This is a genomic window from Micromonospora sp. NPDC049282 (assembly GCF_043197045.1).
In the GTDB taxonomy this organism is placed as follows: Bacteria; Actinomycetota; Actinomycetes; order Mycobacteriales; family Micromonosporaceae; genus Micromonospora.
Genome location: NZ_JBICSL010000001.1, coordinates 783,498 through 799,179, shown reverse-complemented (window position 1 = coordinate 799,179; position 15,682 = coordinate 783,498). Strand labels below are relative to the sequence as shown.

The 15,682-nt window shown below is 72.8% G+C and carries 15 protein-coding genes; 13 read left to right on the top strand and 2 right to left on the bottom strand.

Going from position 1 to position 15,682, the window contains the following annotated elements:
- Positions 1 to 220: 220 nt before the first annotated feature.
- From mfd to ACGFI2_RS03685, 4 genes are all read left to right on the top strand, one after another.
- Positions 221 to 3,859, top strand: coding sequence for a transcription-repair coupling factor (mfd, locus tag ACGFI2_RS03700; RefSeq protein ID WP_393510002.1), 3,639 nt, complete (start codon positions 221 to 223; stop codon positions 3,857 to 3,859).
- 47 nt (positions 3,860 to 3,906) lie between these two features.
- A complete protein-coding gene (locus ACGFI2_RS03695) occupies positions 3,907 to 4,662 on the top strand; it encodes a hypothetical protein (RefSeq protein WP_393510000.1) in 756 nt (251 codons plus the stop codon).
- Positions 4,659 to 5,648, top strand: coding sequence for a nucleoside triphosphate pyrophosphohydrolase (locus tag ACGFI2_RS03690; RefSeq protein ID WP_393509997.1), 990 nt, complete (start codon positions 4,659 to 4,661; stop codon positions 5,646 to 5,648). The genes ACGFI2_RS03695 and ACGFI2_RS03690 overlap by 4 nt, the downstream gene beginning before the upstream one ends.
- 354 nt (positions 5,649 to 6,002) lie before the next feature.
- Positions 6,003 to 7,622 (top strand): DUF885 domain-containing protein, encoded by a 1,620-nt coding sequence (locus ACGFI2_RS03685; protein WP_393509994.1) that lies wholly within the window; start codon positions 6,003 to 6,005, stop codon positions 7,620 to 7,622.
- A 3-nt stretch (positions 7,623 to 7,625) separates the two neighbouring features.
- Here the strand turns inward: ACGFI2_RS03685 and ACGFI2_RS03680 are convergent, their stop codons facing one another.
- Positions 7,626 to 8,318, bottom strand: a complete 693-nt coding sequence (locus ACGFI2_RS03680) for a hypothetical protein (protein ID WP_393509992.1) — start codon at positions 8,316 to 8,318, stop codon at positions 7,626 to 7,628.
- Positions 8,319 to 8,530: 212 nt separating this feature from the next.
- Between ACGFI2_RS03680 and eno the strand changes: the two genes are divergently transcribed.
- The 5 genes from eno to ACGFI2_RS03655 are packed head-to-tail and all read left to right on the top strand — an operon-like array spanning position 8,531 to position 12,545.
- Positions 8,531 to 9,814 (top strand): phosphopyruvate hydratase, encoded by a 1,284-nt coding sequence (gene eno / locus ACGFI2_RS03675; RefSeq protein ID WP_393509989.1) that lies wholly within the window; start codon positions 8,531 to 8,533, stop codon positions 9,812 to 9,814.
- 28 nt (positions 9,815 to 9,842) lie between these two features.
- Positions 9,843 to 10,478 carry a septum formation initiator family protein gene (locus ACGFI2_RS03670; RefSeq protein WP_393509986.1) on the top strand — a complete coding sequence of 212 codons (636 nt, stop codon included), beginning with the start codon at positions 9,843 to 9,845 and terminating at the stop codon, positions 10,476 to 10,478.
- Between the two features lie 22 nt (positions 10,479 to 10,500).
- Positions 10,501 to 11,058 carry a DUF501 domain-containing protein gene (locus ACGFI2_RS03665; protein WP_393509983.1) on the top strand — a complete coding sequence of 186 codons (558 nt, stop codon included), beginning with the start codon at positions 10,501 to 10,503 and terminating at the stop codon, positions 11,056 to 11,058.
- Between the two features lies 1 nt (position 11,059).
- Positions 11,060 to 11,572, top strand: coding sequence for an amino-acid N-acetyltransferase (locus tag ACGFI2_RS03660; RefSeq protein WP_393509980.1), 513 nt, complete (start codon positions 11,060 to 11,062; stop codon positions 11,570 to 11,572).
- 43 nt (positions 11,573 to 11,615) lie between these two features.
- Complete coding sequence (locus ACGFI2_RS03655) at positions 11,616 to 12,545, top strand: exopolyphosphatase (RefSeq protein WP_393510092.1); 930 nt, start codon at positions 11,616 to 11,618, stop codon at positions 12,543 to 12,545.
- Positions 12,546 to 12,741: 196 nt separating this feature from the next.
- Here ACGFI2_RS03655 and ACGFI2_RS03650 read toward each other — a convergent pair whose 3' ends face one another.
- Complete coding sequence (locus tag ACGFI2_RS03650) at positions 12,742 to 12,930, bottom strand: hypothetical protein (protein ID WP_393509977.1); 189 nt, start codon at positions 12,928 to 12,930, stop codon at positions 12,742 to 12,744.
- A 226-nt stretch (positions 12,931 to 13,156) separates the two neighbouring features.
- Here ACGFI2_RS03650 and ACGFI2_RS03645 point away from each other — a divergent pair, with 226 nt between their 5' ends.
- From ACGFI2_RS03645 to ACGFI2_RS03630, 4 genes are all read left to right on the top strand, one after another.
- Positions 13,157 to 13,306, top strand: coding sequence for a hypothetical protein (locus tag ACGFI2_RS03645; protein WP_393509974.1), 150 nt, complete (start codon positions 13,157 to 13,159; stop codon positions 13,304 to 13,306).
- Positions 13,307 to 13,426: 120 nt separating this feature from the next.
- Positions 13,427 to 13,759 carry a PadR family transcriptional regulator gene (locus ACGFI2_RS03640; protein ID WP_269693751.1) on the top strand — a complete coding sequence of 111 codons (333 nt, stop codon included), beginning with the start codon at positions 13,427 to 13,429 and terminating at the stop codon, positions 13,757 to 13,759.
- On the top strand, positions 13,756 to 14,721 hold the full coding sequence (locus ACGFI2_RS03635) for an HAAS signaling domain-containing protein (protein ID WP_393509971.1): 966 nt from the start codon (positions 13,756 to 13,758) through the stop codon (positions 14,719 to 14,721). Before ACGFI2_RS03640 ends, ACGFI2_RS03635 begins: the two co-directional genes overlap by 4 nt.
- Before the next feature lie 264 nt (positions 14,722 to 14,985).
- On the top strand, positions 14,986 to 15,672 hold the full coding sequence (locus ACGFI2_RS03630) for a dienelactone hydrolase family protein (protein ID WP_393509969.1): 687 nt from the start codon (positions 14,986 to 14,988) through the stop codon (positions 15,670 to 15,672).
- Positions 15,673 to 15,682: the final 10 nt, after the last annotated feature.

Below are 15,682 nucleotides of genomic sequence, written 5' to 3'. Positions count from 1 at the left end.
AACCGAAGATCAACCACCCCCCGACCAGCCCACCAACTACCAGACACCCCACCGTCAACCCCACCCCACCAGCCCAAACAAGATGGAACTACTCCCGTGCAACAGCGCGCATCTGGGGGTGGGGGGTGGGAAGGGCGGGAGGGGATAGGGTTTACGGGTGCACCCCCCGTCCGGCTGGACGCGGGGTCGTCGTCGTGTCAAGCGCTGGAAGTGATCACTGATGCTCACCGGACTCTTCGCCGCCGCCCTGGCCGACCCCGGGCTGGCCCGGGCGCGTGACCTGGCGCGCTCCGGTGCTGCGCAGGTCGACGGGCTCGACCTCACCGCCCCCGCCGCGCTGCGCCCGTTCGCCGTGGCCGCCGTCGCCGCCGACGAGCCGGCCGGTGGCGCGGGTCGCCCGGTGCTCGCGGTCACCGCCACCACCCGCGAGGCCGACGACCTGGTCTCCGCGCTGGGCAGCCTGCTGCCGCCGGAGCAGGTGGCGGTCTTCCCGTCCTGGGAGACGCTGCCGCACGAGCGGCTCTCGCCCCGCTCCGACACGGTCGGGCGGCGCCTCGCCGTGCTGCGCCGGCTGGCCCACCCCGACTCGGCCGACGCGCACGGGCGCACCGGGCCGCTGCGGGTGGTCGTCGCGCCGGTCCGGTCGCTGCTCCAGCCGCAGCTCAAGGGCCTCGGCGACCTCGAACCGGTGCAGCTCGCCGCCGGTGAGGAGGCCGACCTGGAGGAGGTCGCCCGCCGGCTCACCGACATGGCGTACGCCCGGGTCGACCTGGTCACCAAGCGCGGCGAATTCGCCGTGCGGGGCGGCATCCTGGACGTCTTCCCGCCCACCGACGAGCACCCGTCCCGGGTCGAGTTCTGGGGCGACGAGGTGGAGGAGATCCGCACCTTCGCCGTCGCCGACCAGCGCACCATCGAAGGCGTGCCGCAGCTCTGGGCGCCGCCCTGCCGTGAGCTGCTGCTCACCCCGTCGGTGCGGCAGCGGGCCGCCGCGCTCGCCGCCGAGCACCCCGAGCTGGCCGAGATCCTCGACAAGCTGGCCGAGGGCATCCCGGTCGAGGGGATGGAGTCCCTCGCGCCGGCGCTGATCGGCGCCGACGCGCTGGAGCTGCTCGTCGACTGCATGCCGGCCGGCACCCACGTGCTGCTCTGCGACCCGGAGCGGATCCGTACCCGGGCGCACGACCTGGTCCGTACCTCGGAGGAGTTCCTCCAGGCCAGTTGGGCCGCGGCCGCCGTCGGCGGCCAGGCCCCGGTCGACCTCGGCGCCGCCGCCTTCAAGACCCTGGCCGAGGTACGCACGTCAGCCCGCGCCCTGCGCCAGCCCTGGTGGACGCTCGCCCCGTTCGGCCTGGTGGAGGCCGCCCCGGTGCCGGCCCGGCAGCCCTGGGAGGACGCGCCCGCCGAGGTCGACGTCACCCCCGACGACGCCATCGCGGTGAGCCTGGCCGCCCAGCCCGCCCCGCTCTACCACGGCGAGACCGCCCGGGTGGTCGACGACCTGAAGCGCTGGGCCGGTGAGGGCTGGTCGATCGCGCTGGTCTTCGAGGGGCACGGCCCCGCCCAGCGGGCCGTCGAGGTGCTCCGCGACGCCGGCCTCGGCGCCCGGCTCACCGAGGAGGTGCCCACCGCGCCCGCCCCCGGCGAGCTGCTTGTCTCCTGCGGCTGCCTGACCGCCGGCTTCGTCGACGAGGCGTCGAGGTTCGTGCTGCTGACCGGCAACGACGTCACCGGCGGCCGGGGCACCTCGACCCGCGACATGCGCAAGATGCCCAGCCGGCGGCGCAACACCATCGACCCGCTGGAGCTGAAGGCCGGCGACTTCGTCGTGCACGAGCAGCACGGCATCGGCCGCTACGTCGAGCTGGTGCAGCGCACGGTCAACGGCGCCAGCCGCGAATACCTGGTGATCGAGTACGCGGCGAGCAAGCGCGGCCAGCCCGGCGACCGGCTCTTCGTCCCCACCGACCAGCTCGACCAGCTCTCCCGCTACGTCGGCGGCGAGCAGCCGACGCTGCACAAGATGGGTGGCTCGGACTGGCAGAAGTCCAAGGCCCGGGCCCGCAAGGCGGTCCGGGAGATCGCCGCCCAACTCATCCAGCTCTACGCGGCCCGCAAGGCGTCCAAGGGGCACAACTTCGGCCCGGACACCCCGTGGCAGCGGGAGCTGGAGGACGCGTTCCCCTGGCAGGAGACGCCGGACCAGATGGCCGCCATCGAGGAGGTCAAGCGGGACATGGAACAGACCGTCCCGATGGACCGGCTGATCTGCGGCGACGTCGGCTACGGCAAGACCGAGATCGCGGTACGGGCGGCGTTCAAGGCGGTGCAGGACGGCAAGCAGGTGGCCGTGCTGGTGCCCACCACCCTGCTGGTGCAGCAGCACTACAACACGTTCGCCGAGCGGATGAGCCAGTTCCCGGTGAACATCCGGCAGCTCTCCCGGTTCCAGACCCCGAAGGAGTCCGAGCGGACGCTGGAGATGGTCGCCGACGGCAGCGTCGACATCGTCATCGGCACCCACCGGCTGCTCCAGGCGGCCACCCGGTTCAAGCAGCTCGGGCTGGTCGTCATCGACGAGGAGCAGCGCTTCGGCGTCGAGCACAAGGAGCACCTGAAGACGCTGCGCGCCTCGGTCGACGTGCTCGCCATGTCGGCCACCCCGATCCCGCGGACGCTGGAGATGGCGATCACCGGCATCCGCGAGATGTCCACCATCGCCACCCCGCCGGAGGAGCGGCACCCGGTGCTCACCTTCGTCGGGGCGTACGACGACCGGCAGGTGGCCGCGTCCGTCCACCGCGAGCTGCTCCGCGACGGGCAGGTCTTCTACCTGCACAACCGGGTCGAGTCGATCGACCGGACGGCCCGCCGGCTGCGGGAGCTGGTGCCCGAGGCCCGGGTCGCGGTGGCGCACGGCCAGATGGGCGAGGAAGCGCTGGAGAAGGTGATGGTCGGCTTCTGGGAGAAGGAGTTCGACGTCCTGGTCTGCACCACGATCGTCGAGTCCGGCATCGACATCCCGAACGCCAATACGCTGATCGTCGAGCGCGCGGACCTGCTCGGCCTGGCCCAGCTGCACCAGATCCGGGGCCGGGTCGGCCGGGGCCGGGAGCGCGCGTACGCCTACTTCCTCTACCCGCCGGACAAGCCGCTCACCGAGAACGCGCACGAGCGGCTGGCCACCATCGCCCAGCACACCGAGCTGGGCGCCGGCATGTACGTGGCGATGAAGGACCTGGAGATCCGCGGCGCGGGCAACCTGCTCGGCGGCGAGCAGTCCGGCCACATCGAGGGTGTCGGCTTCGACCTGTACGTGCGGATGGTCGGCGAGGCGGTGTCGGCCTTCAAAGGCGAGAGCACCGAGGAGGAGGTGGACGTCAAGATCGACCTGCCGATCGACGCGCACCTGCCGCACGACTACGTCGGGGTGGAGCGGCTGCGGCTGGAGATGTACCGCAAGCTCGCCGAGGCCCGCGACGCCGAGCGGCTGCGCGAGGTGGTGGCCGAGATGACGGACCGCTACGGCGAGCCGCCCGCGCCGGTGCAGAACCTGGTGGCGGTGGCGAACTTCCGGCTGTTGGCCCGCCGCTACGGGCTCACCGACGTCACGATGCAGGGCAAGCACATCCGGTTCGGGCCGCTGCCGCTGCCCGACTCCAAGCAGATGCGGCTCAAGCGCTACCACCCGGACTCGGTCTACAAGCAGGCGGCCGACCAGGTCAGCGTGCCCCGGCCGAGCACCCGCCGGGTCGGCGGCGAGCCGCTGCGCGACCAGGCGCTGCTGGAGTGGTGCGCCCAGCTCCTGAAGGATGTGCTGGGGAATCCGGTCGCGGCGGAGCCGGCGGGGGCGCGGTGAGGTGGGCGGCGTCACAAGCGACTGCGGGGCGTGAGAGAGTGACCGTCATGCGTGCTCGCCGTCTTGTCGCCGTCGCCAGCGTGGCGGTCGGCCTCGTCGCCCTCTCCGGTTGCCGTACCGAGCCGGGGGTCGCCGCCTACATCGGTGACCACCGCGTCACCGAGGACCAGGTCACCTCGATCCTCGACGAGGTCCGGGGCGGTCTGGCCAGCCAGCCGGCCACCGCCCCGCAGTCCGACGCGCTGCTGCCGCCCCGCGACCAGGTGGTCGCGACCCTGGTGCTGTCGGACGTGTGCAAGGAACTCTCCGCCGACAAGGGCTACCAGCCGAAGACCCAGGTGACCGCCGAGCAGGTGGCCCAGCAGACCGGGTTGCCCGCCGACGCGGCGTACCCGAAGCGGGTCGCCGAGTTCTACACCTGTGTCTCCGGCGTGCCGGTGGGCGAGTCGACCGCCCCCTCGAAGGAGGACCTGGCCGCGGTGGTCGCCGCCGGCCGGGCCGCGGGCGCCATCCCGCCGGACGTCTCCGACGCCGACGCCGCCGGCCAGCTCGACGGCGATCAGCTCCGCTCCGCGCTGGCCACCCGCAAGGCGCTCGCCGACGCGATCGACGGGTACGACGTCTCGGTCAACCCGCGCTACCGGCCGCTGGCTTTCCCGGTGCTCACCTTCAAGGGCGACGTGCCGGCGGTCTCCGTGCCGCTGGGCGAGGCGGGCTCGTCGGTCACCGACATCTCCACCCCGGAGCCGGAGACCGGCCAGTCGGTGCCGGTGGTCGAGCCGTCGGCGGCGCCCGGCGCATGACCGCGCGCATCGTCCTGCTGGTCACCTCGCCCCGGCTCCCGGCCGGCCTGCTGACCTCGGCCGCCTGGGACGCCGTACGCTCCGCGCCCGTTCTCACCGGCGTCGACGGCGAGCTGACCCGGGCGGTCCGGACGGCCGGCGCCGAGGTGCGCGTGGTGACCGAGGGCGCGACGCAGGCGCTGCTGGACGCCGCCGCGACGCACGGCGGCGCGGTCTGGCTGGCCGGCCCGGCCGGCGACGAGGCGCTCGCCCGAGAGCTGGGGTTGCGGCTGGCCCGCCAACCGGGCCTGGCCGAGCTGGAGCTGATGTACGGCTCCTGGGACCCGCCGGGCGCCCGGCTGCTCGACGCGGTCGAGGTGATGGACCGGCTGGCGTCCCCGGGCGGCGATCCGTGGAAGCGGGCGCAGACCCACCGCAGCCTGGCCGCGTTCCTGCTCGAGGAGTGCTACGAGGCGTACGACGCGATCGGCGCCGACGACACCGACGCGCTGCGCGAGGAGCTGGGCGACGTGCTGCTCCAGGTGCTGCTGCACGCCCGGTTGGCGGAAGACCTGCCGGAGGGAAAGAGCTGGACCGTCGACGACGTGGCCGGCGGCCTGGTCGAGAAGATGGTGCGGCGCAACCCGCACGTGTTCTCCGGCGAACAGGCCGGCACGATCGAAGAGATCGAGGCCAACTGGGAGCGGATCAAGCGGGCCGAGAAGACCCGTGACTCGGTGCTCGACGGCATCGCGCTGAGCCAGCCCGCGCTCGCCCTGGCCGCGAAGATCCTGGACCGCGCCGGCCGGGTGGGGTTGGCCGTGCCACCGCCGCTCGCCGAGTCGCAGGTCGACCCGGAGGCGCGGCTGGGCGCGAGCCTGCTGGCCACCGTGGCCGCGGCCCGGCAGGCCGGCATCGACCCGGAGGCGGCGCTCCGTCGCGCCACCCTGGCGTACGCCGAGGCGGTCCGCGCCGCCGAGCGCGCCACCCCCGACCAGCCCACCTGACCCACACTCGCCCCCGGCCCTCGGCCCCCGCGCGCCCGGGCCTTCTGACGCGGGAACGACCGTCGATCTTGGAGTTACGGCCCTCGGGAATCGGGTGAATCGGATAAAGGTGGGGCCGCAACTGCAAGATCGCGGTTCTGAGCCCGGAGCTCGGAGCCTGCGCTGTATTCGATCTGCTTCCTGAAGTGCGAGATCTGGTATCCGCACCTCGGGAGTTCTGAAGATCTTGGAAGGAAAGTGCCCCTGGAAGGGCAGCCCCTGGAAGGGCCGTTTCGTACCAAGATCTCGCAGCCGAGCCGAGCCGAGCCGGGTTCGGTTGGGGGGCGCGTCGGGGGCGGTCGGTAGGGTTCGGGGATGGAAGCGTTCGTGCCGCTGGCGGAGCGGATCGTGGAGGCGTTGCTGGAGAGCCGGCCCGGGTTGGCCACCTCCGCCGGGGACCACCGTTACGACGACCGCCTGCCCGACCTCTCCGCGGACGCGCTCGCCGCCGACCAGGCGATGCTGAAGGACGCGGCCGACGCGCTCTCCGAGATCGACCCGGATGTGCTCGACGTCGACGAGGGCGTCGACCACGCGCTGCTCAGCAGCCTGGTCGACCGGGCGCTGTTCGAGGCCACCGAGATCCGCAGCCACGAGTGGGACCCGCTGCGGCACAACCCGGGTCCGCTGCTGCACGCGTTGCTGGCCCGCCCCTACGCGCCGGTCGAGGAGCGACTCGGCCACCTTGCCGGGCGCCTCGATGCCGTACCCGATGCGTTGGCGACCGCCCGCGCGACGCTGCGGGACATGCCGCGGGTCCACGCCGAGACGGCGGTCGGGCAGTTCGCCGGCGCGGCGGCGCTGGTCCGCGACGAGGTGCCGGCGCTGCTCGCGCAGGCGCCGGCGCTGCGTGACCGGGTGGAGCCGGCGGCCACCGCCGCGATCGCCGCGCTGGACGAGTTCGTGGCGTGGCTGCGGGCGGGGCTGGCGGCGGACGCCGGGCCGGGGCGTGACCCGCGGCTGGGCCGGCGGCGCTGGGAGGCGCGGCTGTGGCACACGCTCGACACCGAGCTGGGCGCCGCCGAGGTGCAGCGCCGTGCGTGGGCCAACCTGGACCGGGTGACCGACGAGATCCGGGCGGCGGCGGTCGAGCTGGTCGGCGGTCCGGCCGACGACGAGACGGTACGCCGCGCGCTGGGCCTGCTCGCCGCGGAGCACCCGGACGACGCGACCATCGTGGACCTCGCCTCGGTGACGCTCGACGAGGCCGCCGACTTCGTCCGCCACCACGACCTGGTGAGCACGGTCGACGACCCGTGCGTGATCCAGGAGATGCCGGAGTTCGCCCGGGGCGTGGCGGTGGCCTACTGCGACTCGCCGGGGCCGCTGGAGACCGCCGACGTGCCGACGTTCTACTGCATCGCGCCCACCCCGTCGGACTGGCCGGCGGAGCGGGTGGAGTCGTTCTACCGGGAATACAACGACCACATGATCCGCAATCTGACCGTGCATGAGGCGATGCCCGGTCACTTCCTCCAGCTCGCCCACGCCCGCCGCTACGCCGGCCCGACCCGGGTGCGCGCGCTCACCGAGTCCGGCGTGTTCATCGAGGGCTGGGCGGTCTACACCGAGGAGCTGATGGCCGGGCTGGGCTTCGGTGGGCTGCCGGTGCGGTTGCAGCAGCTCAAGATGCAGCTCCGGATGACCATCAACGCGCTGCTCGACCAGCTCGTGCACTGCGACGACCTGCCCGAGGCGGAGGCGATGGCGCTGATGACCGGGCGTGGCTTCCAGGAGGAGGGTGAGGCGAGCGGGAAGTGGCGGCGCGCGTTGCTCACCTCCACCCAGCTCTCCACCTACTTCGTCGGCTACAGCGAGATGGCCGGGATCGCCGCGGCCCGGCCGGACGGCGTGGCGGTGCGCGACTGGCACGACGCGATGCTGGCGCACGACTGCCCGCCGCCGCGCCACCTGCGCACGCTGCTGGGGGTGTAGAGGTCAGGACGTCTTCGTGCGGCGGTCCACCACGCCGGCGCCGGCCGGCGGGTCGAACGTGGCGGCCTCCACCGTCTCGGTGTAGCGACTCAGCGTGACCTCGGCGGCCTTGCCGTCGAGCGTTCCGGTGAAGCTGCCCAGCACTCCCTCGTTCGTCACGCAGGTGGCGAAGCGTTCCCCGGCGTTGGCGACGTCCACGCAGGTGGCGTGGTGCCCGGCGAGGGTGGTGTCGCTCTGCTTGATGACCGCGTCGGGCTCCAGCGCCGCGTCGGTGAGCAGCCGGATCACCGCCGGCGGGGTGACCAGGCCCTGCTTGCGGGCCTCGTCGTAGACGATCACCGACGGCTTGCCGGCGGTGAGCACCGGCGGCGACACCGTGCAGGAGGTGCGGGCGGAGGTGCTCGCGCACCGGGTCACCGCCTCCTGGGTCACCGTGATCTTGCCACCCGGCCAGGTGTAGGCGGAGCGGAGCGGCTTGGCGGTCTGCGCGATCGAGGCGGTCCGGCCGCCGGCGAGTTGGTAGTCGGCGGCCCAGGTCTGCTCCAGCGCCCGGTCCATCCGCGCGGCGAGGTCGTTGACCAGGTCGGCCCGCCCGAGCGCGACGCCCGCGTCGTCCAGGGTCTGGCAGCCGGTGACCGAGAGCGACGCGATGACCGAGGCGGCGAGCACGCGGAGAGTGGTCGTGGCGGCAGGCATGATGCCCAGCCTTGTCGATCGACGCAACCTCTCGCAAACCGGTTGCCGGTTGACGACCGGTAAACCGGGAATGTCCGTCTCATTCGTCACGGTGAGGGCCGCCCCGACCAGCATGCCGGAAGGCGGGGACCGATACGCTGCGTTCAACACCTGCCCCAGCCGCACCGTCGCGGCCCGAACCGGACCGGCACACACAAACGAGGAGCGACTCAGTGGCAACCATCGAGGGAATTGTCGCCCGGGAGATCCTGGACTCGCGGGGCAACCCGACGGTCGAGGTCGAGGTCGGGCTCGACGACGGCACGATCGCCCGCGCCGCGGTGCCGTCCGGCGCCTCCACCGGCGCCTTCGAGGCGGTCGAGCTGCGCGACGGCGACAAGGACCGCTACCTGGGCAAGGGTGTCGAGAAGGCGGTCGCCAACATCGAGGACCGGATCGTCGACCAGCTCATCGGCTACGAGGCCAGCGAGCAGCGGCTGATCGACCAGAAGATGATCGACATCGACGGCTCGGACAACAAGGGCGAGCTGGGCGCCAACGCCATCCTCGGCGTCTCGCTGGCCGTGGCGAAGGCCGCCGCGGGCAGCGCCGAGCTGAGCCTGTTCCGCTACCTGGGCGGCCCCAACGCGCACCTGCTCCCGGTGCCGATGATGAACATCCTCAACGGTGGCGCGCACGCCGACTCGAACGTCGACATCCAGGAGTTCATGATCGCGCCGATCGGCGCGCCGACGTTCCGGGACGCGGTCCGCTCCGGCGCCGAGGTCTACCACGCGCTGAAGTCGGTGCTGAAGAAGAAGGACCTGTCCACCGGCCTGGGCGACGAGGGCGGCTTCGCCCCGAACCTGCCCACCAACGCCGCCGCGCTGGACCTGATCGCCGAGGCGGTGGAGAAGGCCGGCTACCGGCTCGGCACCGACATCGTCTTCGCGCTCGACGTGGCCGCCACCGAGTTCTTCGACAACGGCGCCTACACGTTCGAGGGCAGCGCGAAGAGTGCCGAGGAGATGAGCAACTACTACACCAAGCTCGCCGGCGACTACCCGATCGTGTCCATCGAGGACCCGCTGGCCGAGGACGACTGGAGCGGCTGGGCCACGCTGACCGCCGCGCTGGGCGACCGGATCCAGATCGTCGGCGACGACCTGTTCGTGACCAACCCGCAGCGCATCGCCCGGGGCATCGCCGAGCGGGCCGCCAACGCGGTGCTGGTCAAGGTCAACCAGATCGGCTCGCTCACCGAGACGCTGGACGCCGTGGACCTGGCCCACCGGGCCGGCTTCAAGTGCATGATGAGCCACCGTTCCGGCGAGACCGAGGACACCACCATCGCCGACCTGGCGGTCGCCACCGGCTGCGGCCAGATCAAGACCGGCGCCCCGGCCCGCTCGGACCGGGTGGCCAAGTACAACCAGCTCCTGCGGATCGAGGAGGAGCTGGCCGACGCGGCGCGGTACGCCGGCGCCGGCGCGTTCCCGCGTTACCGTTCGGCCTGAGGTCAGCGCTCCGGGGAGGGGTGTGACGATGCAGCAGCGCCGCACACCGGGTGGCCAGCGGCCCGCCCGCCGGCCGGGTCAGGCCGGCCGGGCGGGCGGTGCCCGGGTCCGGTCCACGGCCCGCGACGGCGGCGTCCGCGCGGAGACGCGCGCCGCCGGGCGGTCACCCGGCGCGTCCCGCGTCACCGAGGGCGTACGCGCCGCGAACCGTCCGGGCGCGGCCCGGCGCACCGCGGCCGGCGGCCCGGTCAAGCGGCTCACCGCACCCCAACCCCGGCGCTTCACCGGGCGCGCCACCGTGCTGTTCGCGGTGCTGATCGCGCTCGCCCTGGCGTACACCTACCCGGTCCGGGTCTACCTGGACCAGCAGGCGAACATCGAGCGGATGGAGGCCTCCCAGGCCGAGCAGCGGCGGCTGATCGAGAGCCTGACCGCCGAGGCGGCCAAGTGGAAGGACGACGCCTACGTCGAGACCAAGGCGCGCGAGCGCTTCTTCATGGTCCGTCCGGGCGAGACGGCGCTCGTGGTGCTGCGGGACCCGGAAGGCGCGGCCAAGGACGCCGGCAAGGGCGCGAAGCCGGGGGCGCCGAGCGCGCCCGAGCCCTGGTACGACACCCTGTGGTCGAGCGTGCAGGGGGCCAACGCCGAACGCCCCGACAAGTGAACGATTTCGAGAGGCAACGTCCGTGAACGTCGTACCACCGCAGGATCCGGCGGCGGACTCCGTACCCCCGCCGGAGCGCCGGCCGGCCACCGAGGCCGACCTGGCCGCGGTGGCCGCCCAGCTCGGACGCACACCGCGCGGCACCCGGGCGGTGGCCCACCGGTGCCCCTGCGGCCTGCCCGACGTGGTGGAGACGACGCCCCGGCTGGCCGACGGCACGCCCTTCCCGACGCTGTTCTACCTGACCTGCCCCCGGGCCACCGCGGCGTGCAGCCGGCTGGAGTCGGCCGGGCTGATGAAGGAGATGGCCGAGCGGCTCGCCGAGGACCCGGAGCTGGCCGCCCGCTACCGGGCCGCGCACGATGACTACCTGGCCCGCCGCGACGCGATCGGCGAGGTGCCGGAGATCGCCGGCATCTCCGCCGGCGGAATGCCCGGCCGGGTGAAGTGCCTGCACGTGCATCTCGGCCACGCGCTGGCCGCCGGCCCGGGGGTGAACCCGTTCGGCGACGAGACGCTGGCCCTGGTGGAGAAGTGGTGGGCCGCCGGCCCCTGCGTGGACGTGCCCGCGGCGGAGTGAGATGAGCACCTCCGACGAGGTCGTGGTCCGCCGCGCCCGGACCGCCGACGTGCGCGGCATCCGCCGGCTGGTGGACACCTACACCGACGACCGGCGGCTGCTCAGCAAGGCGACCGTGACGCTCTACGAGGACGTGCAGGAGTTCCGGGTCGCGGTGACGCCGGACGGCACGGTGGTCGGCTGCGGCGCGCTGCACGTGATGTGGGAGGACCTGGCCGAGATCCGTACGGTGGCGGTGGACCCGTCCCGCCGGGGGCACCGGCTCGGGCACCGGATCGTCGGCGAGCTGATCGACGCGGCGCGCGAGCTGGGCGTCGCCCGGATCTTCGTGCTGACGTTCGAGACCGGCTTCTTCGGCGCGTTCGGCTTCCGCGAGATCGACGGCGCCCCGGTGCCGCAGCCGGTCTACGAGCAGCTCCTCCGCTCCTACGACGAGGGTGTCGCCGAGTTCCTCGACCTGGAGCGGGTGAAGCCCAACACCCTCGGCAACACCCGCATGCTGCTGCGCCTCTGACGGTGCCGGTGGCTGTCGTAGGGTGACAGCCGTGACTGCGCGCGTGGGGGCCATCGACTGCGGGACCAACTCGATCCGACTGCTGATCGCCGACCTGCCGGATCCGGCCGCGGGAGACGCCGCGCCGCTGGTGGACGTCAGCCGGCGGATGGAGATCGTGCGGCTGGGGCAGGGCGTCGACCGGACCGGCATGCTCGCGCCCGAGGCGATCGAGCGGACCCGGGTGGCGCTCGCCGACTACGCGGCGGAGATCGAGAAGGCCGGCGTCGACCGGGTGCGGATGTGCGCCACCTCGGCCTCCCGCGACGCGTCCAACGCCGCTGACTTCCGGGCCATGGTCGAGCGGACCCTCGGCGTGTCGCCGGAGGTGGTGACCGGCGACGAGGAGGCCCGGCTCTCGTTCACCGGCGCGGTGCGCGGCCTGCCCGCCGACGCCGAGCCGCCGTACCTGGTGGTCGACATCGGCGGCGGCTCCACCGAGTTCGTGGTCGGCACCCGCGAGGACGGCGTGCGCGGGGCGATCTCGGTGGACATCGGCTGCGTCCGGATGACCGAGCGGCACCTGCACGGCGATCCGCCCGGCCCGGCGGAGATCGCCGCCGCCGAGGCGGACATCGCGGCGGCGGTGGACCGGGCGTTGGCCGCCGTGCCCGGCCGGGAGGCCGCCACACTGGTCGGGCTCGCCGGTTCGGTCACCACCGTGGTGGCCCTGGCCGAAGGGCTCCGGGAGTACGACCCGAGCCGCATCCACCACGCCCGGGTGCCGTACGAGCGGGTGGCTTCGGTGACCGCCTACCTGCTCGGGGCCACTCGGGAGCAGCGGCTGGCCGAGCCGGTGATGCACCCGGGCCGGGCCGACGTGATCGGCGCCGGCGCGCTGGTGCTGCGCGTGATCATGGAGCGGGCCGGAATGCCGTCGGTGGTCGCCTCCGAGCACGACATCCTCGACGGCATCGCCTGGAGCCTCGCGTAGCCATGGTCGATCTGCCCGACGAGAGGCTCGATCGTCCCACCTGCCAGGAAGCCGGGAGATCTTGGAAGGCGAGTGCCCCTCTAGGGGCCATTTCGCTCCAAGATCTCGGGCGGCGGCGTCGATCTAGGAGGTGTGGCGCCACGGTATGTCGGGTTGTGGCCGATATCGGAGATGCCACAACTCCATGGTCGACGGCTCAGCCGGTCGACAGGTCCGGTCGGTGCTCCCGCACCCACTTCTCAACGTCCGACTTCCGCCAGACCTTGCCCATGGCCAGCACGGCGATCGGCTCCGGGAAGTTGCGCTGATTGGCGATCACCGACGCACGCTGGCGCGATACGTTGCCGAGCATCGCCCGGATCTCCGACACGCCCACCAACTCCACACGTTGACGATCGCAGCGGCGCAGTCCGTATACGGCGACAACTGCGGAGGCTATTGACTGCGTCAACAGGAGCCGACACGATCGGGGGATGAGTGCGTCCAATGCCTCTCCCGTGCCCGATCGCGGTCGCCGGGCCATACGACCGCACGCACCGATGCGGCCGCGCTGGCTCTGTCGGGTCTGCGCGGGCCCCTGGCCGTGCCAACCGGCCCGCCTTTTGCTGCTGATGGACTACCGGCGCGACCGGGTCGCCCTGTCGATCTACATGGCGGCCTGCCTGTTCGACGCCACCGCCGACCTGTTGAAGCAGAACCCGGATCCCCAGGAACTGTTCGACCGCTTCGTCCGCTGGACCGCCCGCCCTCCGCTCCGGTGATCAAGGAGTTCGCGTCCGAATCGCTTTCGGCCGCCGACACAAACTCCTTGATCTTCCGGTGGTGGGGTCCTGGTATGGCGTTCTTGACGGTACTACGTAATGCGGACTAGTGTGCCGAGTGTGGATACGACGCAGCTCCTCAAGGGTGTCCTCGACCTGGCCGTGCTCGCCGTGCTCAAGGACGAGGACGGCTACGGCTACGACATCCTGCGCCGGCTGCGCGAGGCCGGCCTGACCGAGGTCGGCGACGCCTCGGTCTACGGCACACTGCGCCGGCTCTTCGCCGCCGGCCTGCTCACCACCTACGTGGTGCCCAGCGAGTCCGGGCCGCACCGCAAGTACTACGCGTTGAACGCCTCCGGGCGGGACCAGCTCACCCGCTCCGGCAAGACCTGGCGCTCGTTCGCCACCACCATGGACGCACTGCTCGACGATCGGGGGATGGCGGCATGACCGTCACTGGGCAGGAGATCACGGACTACGTCGACCGGGTGCGGGCCGCGCTCGCCGACCTCCCGCCGGCTCTCCGCGACGAGTTGACCGAGGACCTTCCGGAGCACCTCGCCGAGGTGGCCGCCGAGGGCGACGGCGCGCTCGTCGACCGGCTCGGCCCGCCGGAGGCGTACGCGACGGAGTTGCGGACCGCGGCCGGCGCGGAGCCCGGCGGGCGGCCGGTCCGCCTGCGCCGGGTGAACGCCGCGCGAGAGCGGGCGGTCACCCAGCTACGCCTGCTCGACCGCCAGCTGGGCCCGCTGTTCGGGCACGCCCGGGTGGCGGACTTCCTGCGCTCGCTGCGCCCGGCCTGGTGGCTGCTGCGCGGCTGGCTGGCCGCACTGCTGGTGAGCGAGGTGATCGGTGGCGGCCGGTCCGGCCTGCTGCCCCGCCTCGACGACAGCGCGCTGGCCGGTCTGCTGCTGCTGGCCAGCGCGGTCCTCGCGTCGCTGTGGCTCGGCCGCCGCTCCGGCGGCCTCACCGGCTGGCCGCGACGACTGCACCTGCTCGGCACCGCCGTGCTGGTGCTCTTCTCCCTCGTGGTCCTGGCCGACGTGGACCGGCACGCCAGCTCGGACATGTACGCCGACTACCAGCAGACCTCGGTGGACCGGCGGCTCGACCGGATCGAGGACGTCTTCGTCTACGACCAGCAGGGGCGGTTGATCCGCGACGCCCAGCTCTTCGACCAGAACGGCGTGCCGATCCGGCTCGGCTGGCCCAACTGCGTGGACGCCTCCGGCAACGTGCCCGCGCCGCGCAACGCCTACCCGTACTGCGCCATGCGGGCCCCGTTCGGGCCGCCGGCAGACCCGACCGCACCGCCGGCGCCGACGCCGAGCGGCGCACCCGCGTCGAGCGGCGCACCCGCGCCGACGGCGACCGCCGGGCCCGAAACGCCGGTGCCGACCCCGACGCGCTGAGCCGCCCCCGCCGGTCGGCCCGGGTCGGCACGTCCACGAGCCACGCCTGTCGAGTTGAGTCGTCAACGACATCAGCTCGACAGGCGTCTCGACGAACAGCCGCCGCGTAGTCGCGGAAGGCCCTCCCACCCGGGTGGATCCACAGGAGGTGAATGCCACTGTTCTTCCGTCTTCCCCGGGCCGGTGACCGCATGGCACGCTACCGGCACGTAACAGCCAACTGTGCGACCAGCCAACGTTGACTGACCGCTAGGAGGACGGCCCATGGGCGAGATGGTGAGCTTCACCGGCAACGGGGGGACGAGCGAGGGGTATCTCGCGATACCCTCCGGCGGTGTGGCCAGCCCGGCGGTCATCGTCATCCAGGACTGGTGGGGTCTGGTGCCCCACGTGCGGGCCGTGGTCGACCGCTTCGCCGAGGCCGGCTTCGTCGCCCTCGCGCCCGACTTCCGCCACGGCGGGCCGGCCGTCAAGCCGACCGAGCCCCGGCAGATGTTGAACAGCGCCCAGATGGACGAGGCGGCCAGCGACATCGCGGCCGCCGCCGAATACCTGGCGAACCGGCCCGAGGTAGCCGGCAAGGTGGGCTGCGCCGGGTTCTGCGCGGGCGCCAGCCTGGCCCTGTGGTCCGGCACGTTCTCCGAGCGGATCGTCGCCACCGCCGCCTTCTACCCGCGCCTGCCCTGGGAGGGCATGGCCAACGGCTGGGCCGGCTACGCCGGGAAGGCGTCGCTCATCCACTGCTCCGAGGCGGACGGCCTCTCCGCCGCCGACGGGGTGCAGAGCGTCTGCCGGTCCATCGAGGCCGCCGGCGGCATCTGCCAGACGTTCGACTACCCGGGCACCGCGCACGCGTTCTTCAACGAGGACCGGCCGGAGCACTTCGACCAGCGTGCCGCCGCCACCGCGTGGGCCCGCACGCTTGAACTGTTCCGGGCCAAGCTTGGCTGAGTCACGTACC